Below are 16,391 nucleotides of genomic sequence, written 5' to 3' on the forward strand. Positions count from 1 at the left end.
CAGTTCAAACCGCTGCGCGGCGCAGGCGCAAGGCGTTGGTGATGACCGAGACCGAACTGAAGCTCATCGCCAGCGCCGCAATCAGCGGCGACAGCAACAAGCCGGTGAATGGGTACAGCAGTCCCGCCGCGAGCGGCACCCCGAGGGCGTTGTAGAGAAAGGCGAAAGCCAGGTTCTGACGCATGTTGCCGACGGTGGCGACCGACAATGCCCGCGCGCGCAGGATGCCGCGCAGGTCGCCCTTGACCAGCGTGACTTGGGCGCTGTTCATGGCCACGTCGGTGCCGGTGCCCATGGCGATGCCGACATTCGCCTTGGCCAGGGCCGGCGCATCGTTGATGCCGTCGCCGGCCATGGCGACCTGGCGGCCTTCGCGCTGCAAGCGGTCCACCAGTTCCACCTTGTCGCGGGGTTTGACCTCGCCATGCACCTCGTCGATGCCCAGGCGCGCGGCCACGGCGCGCGCCGTGGTGAGGCCGTCGCCGGTCGCCATGACGACGCGGATGCCGGTCGTCTTGAGTCCCGCCAGGGCTTCCAGCGTCGACGCCTTGAGCGGATCAGCGACGGCGAGCAGGCCGGCCAGTTGCGCGTCCACCGCCAGATACATGACGCTGGCGCCTTCCTGGCGCAGGGCCTCGGCCTGCTCCGCCAGTCCGTTCCAAGCGACGTACTCGTCTTCCATCAGCGCGGTGTTGCCGAGAATCACCGCGCGGCCCGCCACCTTGCCGCGCACGCCGATGCCGGAGCCCGATTCAAATTCTTCCGGCGTTTCCAGTGCAAGCTTTTGCTGGCGCGCCTCGGCGACGATGGCATGCGCCAGCGGGTGCTCGCTGCCCTGGTCGAGGCTGGCGGCGATGCGCAAGGCCTCGTCCTGTGTAAAACCCGGTGCCGCGACCACCGCATGGAAGGCCGGTTTGCCTTCGGTCAGGGTCCCGGTCTTGTCCACGATCAAGGTGTCGATGGTGCGCAACTGCTCGATCGCGGCGGCATCGCGGAACAGCACGCCGGCCGTCGCCGCCTTGCCGGTGGCCACCATGATCGACATCGGCGTCGCCAATCCGAGGGCGCAGGGACAGGCAATGATTAGCACCGATACCGCGTTGATCAGGCCGTAGACCCAGCTCGGCTCCGGGCCGAACAGACCCCAGCCAAGGAAGGTAAGCGTGGCGATGCTCATCACCACGATGACGAAGTAACCGGCCACAACGTCGGCCAGCCGTTGCATGGGCGCCCGTGAGCGCTGGGCCTGGGCGACCATCTGCACGATCTGCGACAGCACGGTTTCCGCGCCGACCTTCTCGGCGCGCATGATCAGGCTGCCGTTGGCGTTGATGGTTGCCCCGATCAGCTTGTCGCCGGGCTGCTTGGACACGGGAATGGGCTCGCCGGTCAGCATGGATTCATCCACGGCGCTCCGTCCTTCCTCGACGGCGCCATCCACCGGCACTTTCTCGCCGGGGCGTACCCGCAAGCGGTCGCCGACATGAACGTGGGTCAGCGAGACGTCTTCCTCGCTGTCGTCGGCGGCGATGCGCCGCGCGGTCTTGGGCGCCAGTCCCAGCAGGGACTTGATCGCCGCCGAGGTCTGGGAGCGCGCGCGCAACTCGAATATCTGGCCGAGCAGGGTCAGCGAGACGATCACCGCCGCAGCCTCGAAATAGACGCCGACCCGGCCATCGGCCACGAAGGAGGCGGGGAACACTTGCGGCGCGACGGTCGCTACCACGCTGTAGCCGAAAGCGGCGGCAGTGCCCGAGCCGATCAGGGTCCACATGTTGGGATTGCGCGTCAGCACCGACTGGATGCCGCGCACGAAGAACGGCCAGCCGGCCCAGAGGATGATCGGCGCGGAGAGGATCAGTTCGGCCCAGCTCTGGCTTTGCGGTGTCAGCATTTCCAGGCGATGTCCAGCCATTGCGAGAATCGTTACCACGACTGTGAGCGGCAGCGTCCACCAGAAGCGGCGGCGGAAGTCGTCCAGTTCCGGGTTTTCCTCGTCGTCGAGGGCGGGCAGCAGGGGCTCCAGGGTCATGCCGCACCTGGGGCAGTTGCCTGGAGTCGGCTGGCGTATCTCCGGATGCATCGGGCAGGTGTAGATCGTCCCGTCTACCGTTGCGGCGGCAGCCGGTTCGGCGGCGGCTTGCAGATAGCGTTGCGGTTCGGCTTCGAACTTGGCGAGGCACTTCGCGCTGCAAAAGCGGTAGTGCCGCCCTGCGTAGTCCAACCCGTGCACCGAATCGCGCTTCACCGTCATGCCGCACACCGGATCCTTGTCTGCTGCGGAAACAATTGCTGGATGGCCGTATTCCGCGTGCGAATGATTGGCGTGATTCATGACGATTTTCCTTGGGTGGTGCTGGCGTTGAAGCGAGGGACGAACGCCGGCGTCCGCGACAGATAGTCGCGGTAGTCGTTACCGAAAACCTTGAGCGCCTCCGCTTCCTCCCGCCGGGCGAGGCGGGCATAGACGATTACCAGAATCGGAAACATGACGACGGTGAGCAGGGTCGGCCACTGCAGCAGGAAACCGAACATGATGAGGACGAAAGCCACGTACTGCGGATGGCGGATGCGTGCATAAGGGCCGCTGGCCGCCAGGCGATGTGCACGCTGCGCTTGGTAGAGCACGTTCCAGGCCGACGCCAAGAGCCAGAAGCCACCGAAGATGAAGGCCGTGCTCAGCAGGTGGAAGGGTCCGAAGTGCGGATTGGCGCGCCAGCCGAACATGACTTCGAGCAGATGGCCGGCATCGTGGGAGAGGAAATCGACTTCGGGGAAACGCTGCGAAAGCCAGCCCGACAGCAGGTAGATGGTCAGCGGGAAACCGTACATCTCGGAGAACAGCGCGACGATGAAAGCCGCATACATGCCGAAACTGCGCCAGTCGCGCGACGTCTTCGGCTTGTAGAAACTGAAGGCGAAAATGATGAACACCGCCGCGTTGAGCAGCACGAGGGACCACAGGCCGTAGGCCGAAGGGTTGCCGGTCATTTGTCCGTCCCCTTGTCCGGTGGGCCGTGGCTGTGATCACGGTGGCCGCCATGCATGAACAAATGCATCAGCGGGCAGGCCAGTAGCAGCAGGAAGGGCAGTGCCCCCAGCAGATGGGCGCGATGCTCGGTCAACAGGTAGAAGGCGGCAATCACGGCGAAGACGATCCAGGCGACTTTTGCCCGTCCGGTCATTGGCGTGTGTTCGTGGAGATGCTCGCTCATTTTGCATTCCTCCGCGGCGACGGCATCAAGGTGCGCGCGAAAGACCCGCGTCACCCGCGCCGGGCGGTGGCGCCGAACAACAGGCGGATGGCTTCGAGTTGGCATGCGCCTGCAGATTGGTCGCGCGCCAGGCCCGGAAGTCGTCGAGAAGTCGTTTCAGCCGCGCCAGCATGAGCCTGCACCCCGTTCATCGCATACGCGACGATCTACTTCGCCGGCGCGGAGGCATTGGCCGGGCCGCCGCGCATCATGCCGCCAGCCATCGGACAAGCGGCGTTCATGTCCTTCATCATCGCCTGCATGTCCTGCATTTGTTCCATCATCATCGGCATGCGGGCTTGTGGATCGGTGCTTTTCTGCATCGCTGCCATCCGTGTCTGCATCATCTGCATCCTGGCTTGCATCTGCTGCATGCCCGGCGCGGGCTTGCCAGGAGCTGCGGTCGGCACTTGTTCCGGGTGATGACTGGCATGATCTTCGGTCGCCTTGTCGGCGGCGAAAAGGGCCAGCGGAGCCGCTAGGCTGGCGGCAAGGATGGCTGTGATGGCCTTGTGGGATAGTGATTTCATGATCGTTCCTTTGCTTGTTTGAAGAGCGGATTCTCAATGGCGGGCGTAGGTGCTTGTCTTGCCATCCTTCCCGACCAGCAGAATTTCATAGGGAATCTTGCGTGCGTCGTCCATGCCGGGCGCGCTGGCCGGCATCCCCGGCGAGACGAGGCCACGGGCGCGCGGCTTTTCGGCCAGCAGGCGCTTGACATCGGCTGCCGGCACATGGCCTTCGACTAGGTAGCCGCCGACTTCGGCGGTATGGCAGGAGCCCATGGCCAGCGGCACGCCGAGGCGGGCCTTGTGGGCGGCGACGTTTTCGGTGTCAATGGTGGTCACCGGAAAACCGTTGGCCTTCATGTGCTCGACCCATTTCCCGCAGCAGCCGCAGCTCGGGCTCTTGTACACCGTCACGGCAGGCAGCGTTGGCGCGGCCCAGGCGGCGGGTACCAGCAGCGAGAGGACAAGGGCGATGCGGACGACGGATTTCATTTTCGGCTCCTTGCTGTAGATGAGGTCAGTATCGCCCTCCGACTCCGACGGCAAGCTGACGCCGAAATGACATTTTTGTCATCTGTGGTTCTGTCAGTGCTTGTGGTCGCTATGACCGTCCTTTGCGGCTGCGGGGGCCGCCATCGGCGCCATGGGTGTAAACCGCGCCTGCTCGGCCGGTTTGCCGGCCAGGGTGAGCGAAACCACCACCTTCATGTCCGGCGTCGAAGCGTACTTGCCGATTCCCTTGAGTCGGTTGTCACCGTCGGGGACCAGCTTGACGCTGGCCTTCTGCTTGCCGGCGAGGATGGTCGCCGTACCGCCGGCGCCGACTGTCGGAATCTTGACGTTGGCATGGTCGGTGACGTACACGATCACCGGGTTGTCCCTGGCTTCCTTGCTGTCCTTCGCCACCACCAGTTCGAAGTGATAGATGCCGGCCATGCGCTGTTGGCCGCCGTTCGGCGTCTTCTGGGTGTCGAGGTATTCGTCGCTGTGGGCGAACGCGGTCGCGCCCGCGAAGAGCAACAGGCTGGCGGCGGCCGAGTAGATCAGCGTCTTGGTTTTCATCATGGAAACTCCTTGGTTGTCGGAAACACGGTTAGAAACTTTCGCTCTCGTTGGCGGCGAGCAGCCGCTCCAGGGCGGGCTTGCCCCACAGCCAGAACATCAGCGGCGTCAGCAAGGAATCGAGCAGGGTCGAGCTGACCAGACCGCCGAAGATCACCACCGCCACCGGATGCAGCACTTCCTTGCCCGGCGCGTCGGCCGCGAGCATCAGCGGCAGCAGGGCGAAAGCGGCGACCAGCGCGGTCATCAGCACCGGTGTCAGGCGTTCGAGCGAGCCGCGCACGATCATGTGCTGGCCGAAGCTTTCGCCCTCGAAGGCGCAGAGGTTGATGTAGTGGCTGATCTTGAGAATGCCGTTACGGGTGGCGATGCCGGTGAGCGTAATGAAGCCGACCAGCGCGGCGACCGACAGCGGCTGCCCGGAAATCCACAGCGCGATGACGCTGCCGACCAGGGCCAGCGGGATGTTGCCCATGATAATCAGGGTCAGCGCCGTCGACCGGTAGCGGCTGTAGAGCACCATGAAGATCATGGTCAGAGATACGGCGGCGAGCAAGGCGATCAGTCGCGATGCCTGCTCCTGCGCCTGGAATTGCCCTTCCAGCGCCGTGAAGTAGCCTTCCGGCAAGGGCCTGGCGGCCAGCTCGGCGCGGATATCGGCGATCACCTTCGACATGTCGCGGCCATCGGTATTGGCCGAAAGCACGATGCGTCGGCGCGAGTTCTCGCGGCTGACCTGGTTGGGGCCGTCGCTTTCCTCCACGCTGGCGATCTTCGATAGCGGCACGTACCCGCCCGGCGTTTCGATCAACAGATCCGCCAGCGTCTGCGGGCTGCGCGCGCCCTCGGGCAGGCGCACCAGCAGGTCGAAGCGCCGGTTGCCCTCGACGATCTGGGTAATCCGCTCGCCCTCGATCATTTGCTCCAGACCGCGCAGCAGGGCGCCGGGTGCGACGCCGTATTGCGCTGCCTTTTCGTAATCGAGGCGTATCTTCACCTGCGGAATCAGCACCTGCTTTTCGATTTGCAAATCGGTGATGCCGGGAATCCTCGCCAGCCGCTCGCGCAGCTCGGCGGCCAGCCCGCGCAGCGTGTCGAGGTCGTCGCCATAGACCTTCAGCGCGATCTGGGCGCGCACGCCGGACAGCAGGTGGTCGAGGCGGTGCGAAATCGGCTGGCCGACGTTGGAGGCTGCCGGCAGGCTGGCCAGGCGTTGGCGGATGTCGGCGATGATCTGCTCTCGGCTGCGTTCCGAGGCCTTGAGATCGACATCCATCTCGGTGTAATGCACGCCTTCGGCATGCTCGTCGAGTTCGGCGCGACCGGTGCGGCGGCCCATCTGGGTCACTTCGGGCACCTGACCGACCAGTTGCTCCGCCAGTGTGCCGATGCGGTTGGATTCGGTCAGGGACGTGCCCGGGCTGAGCAGCACATTCACGGTCAGCGTGCCCTCGTTGAAGGGTGGCAGGAAGGAACGCGGAAAGAATGGCACGCTCGCCGCGACGATCACCACCGCCGCCAGCGCGCCGGCCAGCAGCGCGCGGGCATGGCCGAAGGACCAGTGCAGCAGCTTCGCGTCCCAACGCTTGAGCCAGATCACCAAGGGGCTGTCGCCGGCATGTAGTTGTTTCATGCGCGGCAGCAGGTAATAGGCCATCACCGGCGTCAGCGTCACCGAGACGATCATGCTGGCCAATATGGAAACGATGTAGGCCACGCCCAGCGGCGTGAACAGCCGGCCCTCGATGCCGGGCAGCACGAACAGCGGCACGAACACCAGTACGATGATCACCGTGGCATAGACGATGGCCGAACGCACTTCCAGCGTCGCGGCGGCGATGACCTCGGCCACCGGGCGCGGCGAGGCATCGGCGCGATTCAGCTTCAGCCGGCGCAGCACGTTCTCGACGCCGACCACGGCGTCATCCACCAGTTCGCCGATGGCGATGGCCAGGCCACCCAGCGTCATGGTATTGATCGACAGGCCGAAGTAGTGGAACACCAGTGCCGTGGCCAGCAACGAAACAGGAATCGCCATCAACGAAATGATCGTGGTGCGCAGGTTGAGCAGGAACAGGAAGAGGATCACCGCCACCAGGATGGCGCCGTCGCGCAGCGCTTCCTTGACGTTGCCCACCGAATGCTCGATGAAGTCGGCCTGCTTGAAGAGGAAGGACGGTTTGTCGATGCCCCTGGGCAGGCTCTTGCCCAGTTCGGCGATGGCTTTTTCCACGTCGCGGGTCAGCGTCACGCTGTCGGCGCTGGGCTGCTTCTGCACCGACAGAATTACCGCCGGCTTGCCCTTGTAGCTGCCGTCGCCGCGCTTGATGGCCGGCGCCAGTTTCACCTCGGCCAGTTGCTTGAGCAGGATGGGCTGGCCGTTTTTCACCGCCACCACCAGATTCTGCAAATCCTCGATGCGCGAGCTGCGGCCGATCTGGCGGATCAGGTATTCGCGGCCCTGGGCTTCGAGGAAGCCGCCGCTGGTGTTGGCGCCGAAATCGCGCAGCGCGGCTTCCAGCTTCTCGCGCTCGATGCCCAGCGCCTGCAGCTGCGCGGGCTTGATCTCGACGCGGTACTGACGGACTTCGCCGCCGATCGGAATCACTTGGGCGACGCCGGGAATGGTCAGCAGCCGCGGCCGCATGACCCAGTCCGCGTATTCGCGCACCGCCATCGGACTCACCTGGGCCGGGTCAGCGGGGATGGCAATCAGCAGGATCTCGCCCATGATCGAGGAGATCGGCCCGAGTTGCGGCACGATGCCCGGCGGCAATTGCTCGCGCACCAGGTTCAGGCGCTCGGCAATTTGCTGCCGGTTGCGGTAGATGTCGGTGCCCCATTCGAATTCGACATAGACGATGGACAGGCCGATGCCCGATACCGAGCGCACGCGCGTCACGCCCGGCATGCCGTTCATGCCCGATTCGACGGGGAAACTCACCAACTGCTCGACCTCCTCCGGTGCCATGCCGCCGGCTTCGGTCATCAGCGTCACGGTCGGTTTGTTGAGGTCAGGGAAGACATCGACCGGCATCTGGCGCAGCGTGAGCGCGCCGTAGATGATCAGCAGCAGCGAGATGCCAAGGACCAGCAGCCGCTGTTTCAGCGCGGCGTGGATGATGTAGTCGAACATGGTTTTAGCGTACCTGGGACAGCAGGCCGGCGCCTTCGATGACCACGCGGTCGCCCTCGTGCAAGCCGTCGGCGATGGCGACATTGCCGGCATCCAGCGACTGATGGCGCACCTTGCGGGCGACAAAGCGTTCGGCCTCGGCATGCACCCACACCGCCGTCTCGCCAGCGCCGACTTTCGTCAGCGCCGCGCGCGGTACCGGGGCGCCCTTGAGTTCATGCGCCGTGCGCACAATCACCTTGACCGGCTGGCCAACGGCGACCATCGAGTTGGCCCCGACAATGCGGAACAGCAAGGGCAAGGCCTGTTCGCGCAGTTGCCTGCCACCGCCGACAAACTTGAGTTCCAGCGCGGTCTGCTCCGCCAGCGCGGTGGCGGATATCAGTGCCGCTGCGATGCCTGCATCGTAGGCCAGCGCCTCCACGGCAAGGCGGTCGGGATCGACGATCTCGAACAGAACCTCCCTGGCATCGACGATCTGTCCGGCGACCAGATGGTGCGAGGCGCTGATCACACCGGTCGCCGTTGCCAGCAGCGGCTCGGCGGCGTTGATGCTGGCGCCGACAAAGGCGCGGCGCTTTTGCAGCGCGTCGCGCTCGATCCGTGCTGCCTCGATTTCCTTCTGCGGCACGGCGCCTTCAAGTTGCTCGAAGCGCTTCACGCGCCCGTCGGCGATGGCCTGCTGGGCCTCCAATTCGGCCAATTGCGACTTCTGGTTGCCGCGTTCGATGGCGCCGCTGACCGGGCGCAACCACGCCAGCACCTCGCCTTTGACGACCTTTCGCCCCGTCACGGGCATGCCTTTGGGTCCCGGCATGACCGTGCCGGAAAACGCCGCCTGGACCCGGCCACTCGTATTGGGATCGGGAATGACCTTGCCGTTGAGCTCGACCGTCGCGGCGAGATCGCCGAGCCGCGCCGGCTGGGTGCGCAGTCCCAACTGGCGTTGCACGGACTTGGGGACGAACAGGCTGCCATCGGCCAGGCGCTGCAATGCGGCCGGTGTGCCCGGAGCGCCCGGCGTACTCGATGCGGCGCTGGTCGGCGCAGTGCCAGCAGGCTTCTTGGCGTCCTTGCTGTGATCTTCGTCGCCGTGGGCCAGCGCGCTGTTCGCGACGAAAGCCAGGGCTGTCGAGGCGACAAGCAAGCGCAAGTTGATGGCGTACATCACTGAAATTCCGCTTCGCTCCATTTTCAGATTCCTTTGGCTTTTTTTCTGTTGCGCCGGACGATCAGCAAGGCGCCGCTAACAAGCAGTAGGGCGGCAAGGCTCCAGACAACCCGCTCGCCCCAGTTGTGCACATGCTCGTCGGCGACCACCGGGAGTAACGTGTCCAGCGTCGCGGTAAGCAAGTCAGCGGTGTCGCCGGCTTCGATGCTGATCGTCAAGGCATGCTTGGCCGGCGGCATAGCTGCCGCAATGTCCATCACATAGGTGCCTGGCGCAGCCTCGACGGCAAGGCCGTTCAATCCCGCACCCTCAATCTCTACCTTGGCTTTCACCACCGGTTCGTTGCTGGCGAAGCGATCGACATACACCACCAGCTGCTTGCCTTCGAGGGCGGCTACCACTTCGAACTCCTCGGTGGCGGCCAGTGCACGCGGCGCCACTCCCTGGCTGACAGGCGGCGGTGGCGCGCCATGATCCTCCCCGCCGTGGCCGAAGGCCGAAAGCGCCACGGCAAACAAAGCGACTGCAACAATTTGTCTCACGGCAATACTCCCAGGGCTTGCTGCAAACGCGATATCGCCGCGGCGCGGGCCACGCGCTGACGGTCGTAAAAGGATTCGGTATCGTAGGCGGCGGCGCGGATGCGCAGCAGCGCCGACAAATCGGATTCGCCCAGCGTGAACGCCTTTTCGGCCAGGCGCAGATTGTCGGCGGCCAGCGTACGGCGCTCTTCGGCCATGGCGAGCTGTAGTCCGGCCGCGGCAAGCGCGCGTCGGGCGCGTTCCGTCTCCAGCTCGACGCGGGTTCGCGCGCGCAGCATTTCGGCGTCGGCCTGGCTGGCCTCGGCCTGTGCCGCGGCGGTGTCGCGGCGCACCAGCGCGCCCGAGGAAAACGGAATTTTCAAGCGCACGCCGATGCTGTTGGCGTAGGGCTCGGCGAAGTCGCCGCGCTCGCGTACCGCGCGGAATGCCAGTTCCGGTGCCGCACGCCGGGATTCGGCGGCGACCGTGGCGCGCGCCCGCGCGCTGCGCGCGGCGGCGGCGGCGGCGGCCAGCAGCGGATGCGTCGCCATGGTTGCATTCGCCTCCGCGGTTAGCTGCGCCTTCCCAGTTGGCGCCGGCGCTTCCTCGCCGATGTCGACCGGCGCGCCGGCACCGGTCAGCGTACGCAGGAGCTGTTCCGCCTGCAGCCGGTTTGCCTCGGCCTCGATCAGTTCCGCCTCGGCGGCGAGCACTTCCGACTGCGCCAGGTTGCCGTCGATGCGCGACAGATCGCCGGCGCGGAAACGCCGCCGCACGTCGGATTCCAGTGCGCGTGCAGTCTCCACGCGACGGGCCGCCAGCGCCCGCGCGTTGCGCGCTGCGGCCAGCGCCCACCACGCCTCGCGCAGCTCTCCGGCCAGTTCCCAGCGCAAAGCGATGCGCTTCGCCGCCACTTCATCGATCTGGCTCGCGGCCGCATCCTCGTGCGCCGCCTTTTGTCCTGGCAGCCACAAGGGCGTTGCCAACTCGATTTCGTATTCCTGTTGCCCCCGATCGCGATTCCAGCGGTCGTTGCGGCTGCCGATGGCAATGGCACCCGGTTCCGGCGTCAGCCCGCCGGCAATGTCCCGCGCCGCCCGCGCCTCGGCGTCGCGCGCATCCAGCGCGGCCGCCTGCGGATGCAGCCGCCAGGCCTGTTCCAGCGCGGACGCCAGACCGCCCGCCGGCTTGCCGGCATCCGCTGCCAGGGCAGCCTGACCGAGCATCAGCGCCACGGCGCAGACCAGTGCCCTGCCACTTTGCCCGCGATTTCCTGTTGCCATTTCCAATGCACCCGTTGGTTGACTGTCACGCATTCTGCGAAGGGCAAGCCGACGGCAAGCTGACGCGCGGATTACATTTCTGTAATCTCTCGTAGTCTTCCATGCCGCGGGCGCAAAATTGCGGCATCGCAACGAGCGGGAATGGGCAATGAAACTTCTGGTGGTGGAAGACGAGCCGAAAACCGGCGACTACCTCAGGCAGGGGCTGGTCGAGGCGGGCTTCGTCGTCGACCTGGCGCGCGACGGGGTGGATGGCCTGCATCTGGGCGAAACCGGTGACTACGACCTGGCGATCCTCGACGTGATGCTGCCGAAACTGGATGGCTGGCAGGTGTTGGCCGGCCTGCGCCGCGCCGGGCGCGAAATGCCGGTGCTGTTTCTTACCGCCCGCGACCAGGTCGAGGATCGCGTCAAGGGGCTGGAACTCGGCGCCGACGATTACCTGGTCAAGCCCTTCGCATTCGCCGAGCTGCTGGCCCGCGTGCGCACCCTGTTGCGGCGCGGCAGCCGCAGCCAGGAGCCGCAGCAGTTGCGCGCGGCGGATCTGGAACTGGATCTGCTACGGCGTCGCGCCGCGCGCGGCGGCCGCCACATCGACCTCACCGCCAAGGAGTTCGCGCTGCTGGAACTCCTGCTGCGCCGCCAGGGCGAAGTCCTGCCGCGATCCCTGATCGCCTCGCAGGTGTGGGACATGAATTTCGACAGCGACACCAATGTCATTGAAGTGGCGATGCGCCGCCTGCGCGCCAAGATCGACGACGGTTTCGAGCCGAAACTGATTCGCACCGTGCGCGGCATGGGCTATGTGCTCGAGGTGGAGGCGACGTGAGGTGCGGCACGTCGATCACCGCGCGCCTGACCCTGCTGTTCGCCGCCGTGTCGACGGCCGTGCTGCTGGGGCTGGGGATGCTGATCGGCAATGCGGTCGAACAGCACTTCGTCGAACAGGACATGGAGGTGCTGAGCGGCAAAACGCAGCTGGCCGCCAACTTGCTGGAACAGCTGCACTCGCCGGCGGAATCGAACACCCTACTGCGCCAGCTCGACGATTCTCTGGTCGGCCATCACGGGCTCGCCGTGGTGGTCCTCGATGCCGAAGGGAAGCGCGTGTTCGCGACCGCCAATGCGGCATTTCCGCGCGCCATGCTGGAACCGGCGGGCGCCGGCAGCAAACCACGGTCTTGGACCCAGGCCGGTCAACCCTGGCGCGGCATCGCCAGCTTGCTGCCGACCGGCGACCGAAATTTGTCGCCGATGCTGGTCGCGGTGGCCGTGGATATTTCCCATCACGAGCACTTCATGGAGTCCTTCCGCCAGACGCTGTGGCTGTTCGTTGCCATTGCCGCAATCCTGGTGGGTTTCCTCGGCTGGGTCGTGGCGCGGCGCGGTTTGGCGCCCCTGCAGGCCATGCGACGCGATGCGGCAAGCGTCACGGCGAACCGCCTCGACACCCGCTTGAGCCTCGACGCCGTGCCGGTCGAGCTTGCCGAACTGGCCGAGACCCTGAACGATATGCTGGCCCGGCTGGAGGATTCCTTCCAGCGCCTGAAGGACTTCTCGTCCGACCTGGCCCACGAACTGCGCACGCCGATCAGCAATCTGATGACGCAGACCCAGGTGGCGCTGGCACGGGCGCGCAGCGAGGACGAGTACCGCGAGGTGCTGGCGTCGAATGCCGAGGAGTACGAACGCCTGGCGCGCATGGTCGGCGACATGCTGTTCCTGGCGCAGGCCGACCACGGGCTGGTGGTGCCGAGCCGCGAACCGGTCGATCTGGCGCTGCAAGTGCGCGAACTGTTCGACTTCTTCGATGCGCTGGCCGAGGAAAAAGGCCTGCGGCTCACGCTGACGGGCAGCGGCCAGGTCAGCGGCGACAAGCTGATGCTGCGCCGGGCGCTGGCCAACCTGATCTCCAACGCGATCCGGCACACGCCGGCGGGCGGAGCTATCCGGGTCGACATCGAGTCCAGCAGCGAGGGCACCAAACTGTCGGTGGAGAATTCCGGCGAGCCGATTCCGCGGGAACAGATGTCGCGGATCTTCGATCGCTTCTATCGCGGCGATCCGTCGCGTCACGAAGGGGGCGAAGGCGCCGGCTTGGGCCTCGCCATCACCCGTTCGATCATTCGCGCGCACGGCGGAGAGATAGGCGTCCGGTCGGTGACGGGAGGCGTGTGTTTCGAACTGAGGATGACGTGAGCGGCACTGTCGCCGCGTCCGTTGGTTTATTGTCATAGGGGACTTTCATGAAACACCTTGTTTTGCGTACCGCGGCCGCCGCCGCTTTTGCATTGTTCCTGCAACCCGTGATCGCGATGGATCATTCCTCGCATACTGCCGCACCGGCGAAGGCCGCCAGCCAGCCATTGTCCGAAGGCACGGTCAGAAGGCTCGACCGGGCGGCGGGAAGCATCACCATCAGCCATGGCCCCATCGAAAATCTGGGCATGGGTGCGATGACCATGACCTTCACTTTCAAGAAGGGCGTGGTCCCGGCATCGGTCAAGGATGGTGACAAGCTGAGCTTCCGCGCCGAAGAAAAGGGCGGCCAGTACTCCGTCGTTCGCGTCGAAGCGGTGAAGTAGGGCCATGCGCCCCGCCCCTATCCTGCTCGCGATGCTGCTGCTGGCGGGAGGATATGCCCGTGCCGCGGAACCCGAGCAGGTGATCGGCGGCAGTGTCGAAAGCCTGCTTGAATTCGCCCGCAGCCGCCATCCCGAGTTCGCCGCGTTGCGCGCCGAGGCCGAGGCCGCCACGGCGCGCGTCGAGCCGGCCGGCGCGCTGCCCGACCCGATGTTGCGTACCGAGTTGCGCAACGTTACCAACGAAGGCAACGACGCGGCCAGCGCCAACCTGCTGCCGCCGCGCATCGGCAGTGCGCGCTACGCGATCAGCCAGAACCTGCCCTGGTTCGGCAAGCGCGACTTGCGGCGCGAGGTCGCCGGTGCCGGCGCCGACGAGGCGAAGGCGAAGGCGCGCGCAGGCTGGCTGGAACTGGCGACGCGGATCAAGCTCAACTATGCGCAGCACCATGTGCACCTGAGCAGCATCCGTTACGCACAGGAAAACCTGGACCTGATGCGGCGCGTTGCCGAGACCGCCCGCACCCGCTATGCCAGCGGCTTTGGCAGCCAGCAGGACGCCCTGCGCGCCCAGTCCGAGATCATTGCCATGGAGACCGACCTGGTCATGCTCGAAGGCGAGAGTGCACAGGCCGCTGCTCGAATTCGGGCCCTGCTGGGACGCCCCGGCAACGTGAGGCTGCGCCCGCCGGAAAAGCTGCGCCCATTGCCCCCGGTGTCGCAACTGGACATGGTCGCACTGGAGGCGCGCCTGAAGGCCAACAACCCGCAACTGGCCGCCGATGACGCACGCATCACCGGCGCCGAGAAGGGGCGCGAGCTGGTGGCGCGCAATCGCTATCCCGACGTGAACCTCGGCATCTCGCCGACCCAGACCCGCAACCGCGTCAGCGAGTGGGAGCTGATGTTCGAGATCAACATTCCGCTGCAGCAGGGCAGCCGGCGGGCACAGGAACGCGAGGCCGAGCTGAACCTCGAAGCGGCGCGCCTGCGCCGCCAGGGCAACCTCAACCAGAGCCTGGCCGAACTCAGCGAAAGCCTGGCCGGTCTCGACGTCGCGCGACGGCTGGAGTCGCTGGTGACCACGGGCCTTTTGCCGCAGGCCGAACTGAATCTGAACGCGGCGCTGGCCGCTTACGAAAACGGCCGCGTGGATTTCGCCGCGGTGCTCGATGCGCACCGGCAACTGCGCCGCGCCCGCAATGAACTGGTGAAGGCGCGCGGCGACCAGCAGATGCGGCTGGCCGAAATCGAAAAGATGGTGGGAGAAGAGCTATGAAATATCAAATATCGGCTGTGCTGGCGGCCCTGCTGCTGGCCGTCGGCGGCGGCTACTGGCTGGGGAACAAGAAAGTTCCCGAAGGGACGCAGCGCGCTGGCGCCGGCGACACGGCGATGACAGCCGGCCCCGCTGCCGCGCCCGCTGCGGCCCCGCGCAAGCTGCTCTACTACCGCAACCCGATGGGCCTGCCGGACACCTCGCCGGTGCCGAAGAAGGACTCGATGGGCATGGACTACATCGCAGTCTACGAAGGCGAGGACGGCGGCGGCTCGGTTGCAGGCGAGGTGAGGATCAGCACGGAGAAGGTGCAGAAGCTCGGCGTGCGTACCGAGCCTGCGGCGCTGCGCGAACTGGCACGCCAGGTGCGGGCCGCCGGCCGGGTGGAAATCGACGAGCGCCGCTTGCACAACGTGGCGCCGAAGTTCGAAGGCTGGGTCGAGCGCCTGCACGTCAATGCCACTGGCCAGCCGGTGGCAAAGGGTCAGCCGCTGTTCGAGGTCTATAGCCCGGAACTGGTCTCGGCGCAGCGCGAGTACGTGGTTGCGGCGAAGGGCGTCGCGGCGCTGAAGGAGGCCAGCAGCGAAATGCAGTCGGGCATGCGCCAGCTGGCCGACGCCAGCCTGGTGCGCCTGCGCAACTGGGACATTTCCGAGGAGCAGATCAAGGCGCTGGCGGCGGGCGGCGAGGCAAAGCGCACACTCACTTTCCGCTCGCCGGTGGGTGGCGTGGTGCTGGAGAAGAAGGCCGTCGCCGGCATGCGCTTCATGCCGGGCGAGATGCTCTACCAGATTGCCGACCTCTCGTCGGTATGGGTGCTGGCCGATGTTTTCGAGCGCGACATCGGGCTGGTCAAGCTCGGGCAGAAGGTCAAGCTCGGCATCAACGCCTATCCGGACAAGAACTTCAGCGGCACGATCGCCTACATCTATCCCACGCTCAAGGCCGAGACGCGGACGATTCCCGTGCGCATCGAGCTGGCCAACCCCGGAGGCCTGCTGAAGCCGGCCATGTACGCCAGCGTCGAACTGGCCGTGGGCGGTCGCGAGAAGGTGGTGACGGTGCCGGTGTCGGCGGTGATCGACAGCGGAACGCGGCAGGTCGTGCTGATCGAGAAAGGGGCCGGCCGCTTCGAGCCGCGCGAGGTCAAACTCGGTGCGCGCAGCGATGAGTACGTTGAGGTTCGCGAGGGAGTCGGCGCTGGCGACACGGTGGTGGTCGCGGCGAATTTCCTGATCGATGCCGAAAGCAACTTGAAGGCCGCGCTGAGCGGGTTCGCCGCAGATGCTGCGCCAGCGACGAAGGCAGTCAGCCATCAGGCGACGGGTACGCTCGACGCCATCGATGCCGCGGCCGGCAGCGTGACCGTGACGCACGGCCCGGTGCCCAGCCTCAAGTGGCCGGGCATGACCATGGACTTCGTGCTGGCCAATCCCTCGCTGGTGGACAAGGCGAAACCGGGCAGTGCCATCAGCATCGAGTTCGTCGAGCGCAAGCCCGGCGAGTGGGTGATCACCAAACTCGACGCAAAGGGTGAACGCCCCGCCGCCGGGCCGCCCCAAGGCGGGGCCAGCCAGCTACCCGGAGGCCACGG

14 protein-coding genes and 1 pseudogene are annotated in these 16,391 nt (G+C 66.0%); 5 read left to right on the forward strand and 10 right to left on the reverse strand.

Translation table 11 applies throughout. The features are described from left to right. Window positions 1–4: 4 nt before the first annotated feature. From SUTH_RS02980 to SUTH_RS03025, 10 genes are all read right to left on the reverse strand, one after another. Window positions 5–2,335: a heavy metal translocating P-type ATPase gene (locus SUTH_RS02980; protein ID WP_041096972.1), complete on the reverse strand. Its 2,331-nt coding sequence runs from the start codon at window positions 2,333–2,335 to the stop codon at window positions 5–7. Then, a complete protein-coding gene (locus SUTH_RS02985) occupies window positions 2,332–2,991 on the reverse strand; it encodes a methyltransferase family protein (RefSeq protein WP_041096974.1) in 660 nt (219 codons plus the stop codon). The genes SUTH_RS02980 and SUTH_RS02985 overlap by 4 nt, the downstream gene beginning before the upstream one ends. Further along, on the reverse strand, window positions 2,988–3,215 hold the full coding sequence (locus SUTH_RS02990) for a DUF2933 domain-containing protein (RefSeq protein WP_041101540.1): 228 nt from the start codon (window positions 3,213–3,215) through the stop codon (window positions 2,988–2,990). The genes SUTH_RS02985 and SUTH_RS02990 overlap by 4 nt, the downstream gene beginning before the upstream one ends. A 206-nt stretch (window positions 3,216–3,421) precedes the next feature. Next, window positions 3,422–3,784, reverse strand: a complete 363-nt coding sequence (locus tag SUTH_RS02995) for a hypothetical protein (protein ID WP_041096976.1) — start codon at window positions 3,782–3,784, stop codon at window positions 3,422–3,424. A 33-nt stretch (window positions 3,785–3,817) separates the two neighbouring features. Then, the gene (locus tag SUTH_RS03000) at window positions 3,818–4,255 is read right to left on the reverse strand and encodes a DUF411 domain-containing protein (protein WP_041101542.1); all 438 of its coding nucleotides are present in this window, start codon (window positions 4,253–4,255) and stop codon (window positions 3,818–3,820) included. Between the two features lie 93 nt (window positions 4,256–4,348). Further along, window positions 4,349–4,825, reverse strand: a complete 477-nt coding sequence (locus SUTH_RS03005) for a hypothetical protein (protein WP_052473803.1) — start codon at window positions 4,823–4,825, stop codon at window positions 4,349–4,351. Window positions 4,826–4,856: 31 nt separating this feature from the next. After that, window positions 4,857–7,961 carry an efflux RND transporter permease subunit gene (locus tag SUTH_RS03010; protein ID WP_041096980.1) on the reverse strand — a complete coding sequence of 1,035 codons (3,105 nt, stop codon included), beginning with the start codon at window positions 7,959–7,961 and terminating at the stop codon, window positions 4,857–4,859. Between the two features lie 4 nt (window positions 7,962–7,965). Continuing rightward, entirely contained in the window at window positions 7,966–9,153 is a 1,188-nt protein-coding gene (locus SUTH_RS03015; RefSeq protein ID WP_041096982.1) for an efflux RND transporter periplasmic adaptor subunit, read from the reverse strand. 2 nt (window positions 9,154–9,155) lie between these two features. Continuing rightward, the gene (locus SUTH_RS18245; protein WP_197539641.1) at window positions 9,156–9,674 is read right to left on the reverse strand and encodes a hypothetical protein; all 519 of its coding nucleotides are present in this window, start codon (window positions 9,672–9,674) and stop codon (window positions 9,156–9,158) included. Next, the gene (locus SUTH_RS03025; protein ID WP_084207235.1) at window positions 9,671–10,936 is read right to left on the reverse strand and encodes a TolC family protein; all 1,266 of its coding nucleotides are present in this window, start codon (window positions 10,934–10,936) and stop codon (window positions 9,671–9,673) included. The genes SUTH_RS18245 and SUTH_RS03025 overlap by 4 nt, the downstream gene beginning before the upstream one ends. A gap of 148 nt (window positions 10,937–11,084) precedes the next feature. Between SUTH_RS03025 and SUTH_RS03030 the strand changes: the two genes are divergently transcribed. The 5 genes and pseudogenes from SUTH_RS03030 to SUTH_RS19990 form a co-directional block, all read left to right on the forward strand. Continuing rightward, on the forward strand, window positions 11,085–11,765 hold the full coding sequence (locus tag SUTH_RS03030) for a heavy metal response regulator transcription factor (RefSeq protein ID WP_041096984.1): 681 nt from the start codon (window positions 11,085–11,087) through the stop codon (window positions 11,763–11,765). After that, entirely contained in the window at window positions 11,762–13,135 is a 1,374-nt protein-coding gene (locus tag SUTH_RS03035; protein WP_041096986.1) for a heavy metal sensor histidine kinase, read from the forward strand. The genes SUTH_RS03030 and SUTH_RS03035 overlap by 4 nt, the downstream gene beginning before the upstream one ends. A 47-nt stretch (window positions 13,136–13,182) precedes the next feature. Next, window positions 13,183–13,521, forward strand: a complete 339-nt coding sequence (locus SUTH_RS03040; protein ID WP_041096988.1) for a copper-binding protein — start codon at window positions 13,183–13,185, stop codon at window positions 13,519–13,521. A 4-nt stretch (window positions 13,522–13,525) separates the two neighbouring features. Then, the gene (locus tag SUTH_RS03045; protein ID WP_041096990.1) at window positions 13,526–14,797 is read left to right on the forward strand and encodes a TolC family protein; all 1,272 of its coding nucleotides are present in this window, start codon (window positions 13,526–13,528) and stop codon (window positions 14,795–14,797) included. A 230-nt stretch (window positions 14,798–15,027) separates the two neighbouring features. Beyond that, window positions 15,028–16,311 (forward strand): annotated as a pseudogene (locus SUTH_RS19990) (efflux RND transporter periplasmic adaptor subunit); the annotation flags it as partial. Window positions 16,312–16,391: the final 80 nt, after the last annotated feature.

This window comes from Sulfuritalea hydrogenivorans sk43H (genome assembly GCF_000828635.1).
GTDB classification, from domain to species: domain Bacteria; phylum Pseudomonadota; class Gammaproteobacteria; order Burkholderiales; family Rhodocyclaceae; genus Sulfuritalea; species Sulfuritalea hydrogenivorans.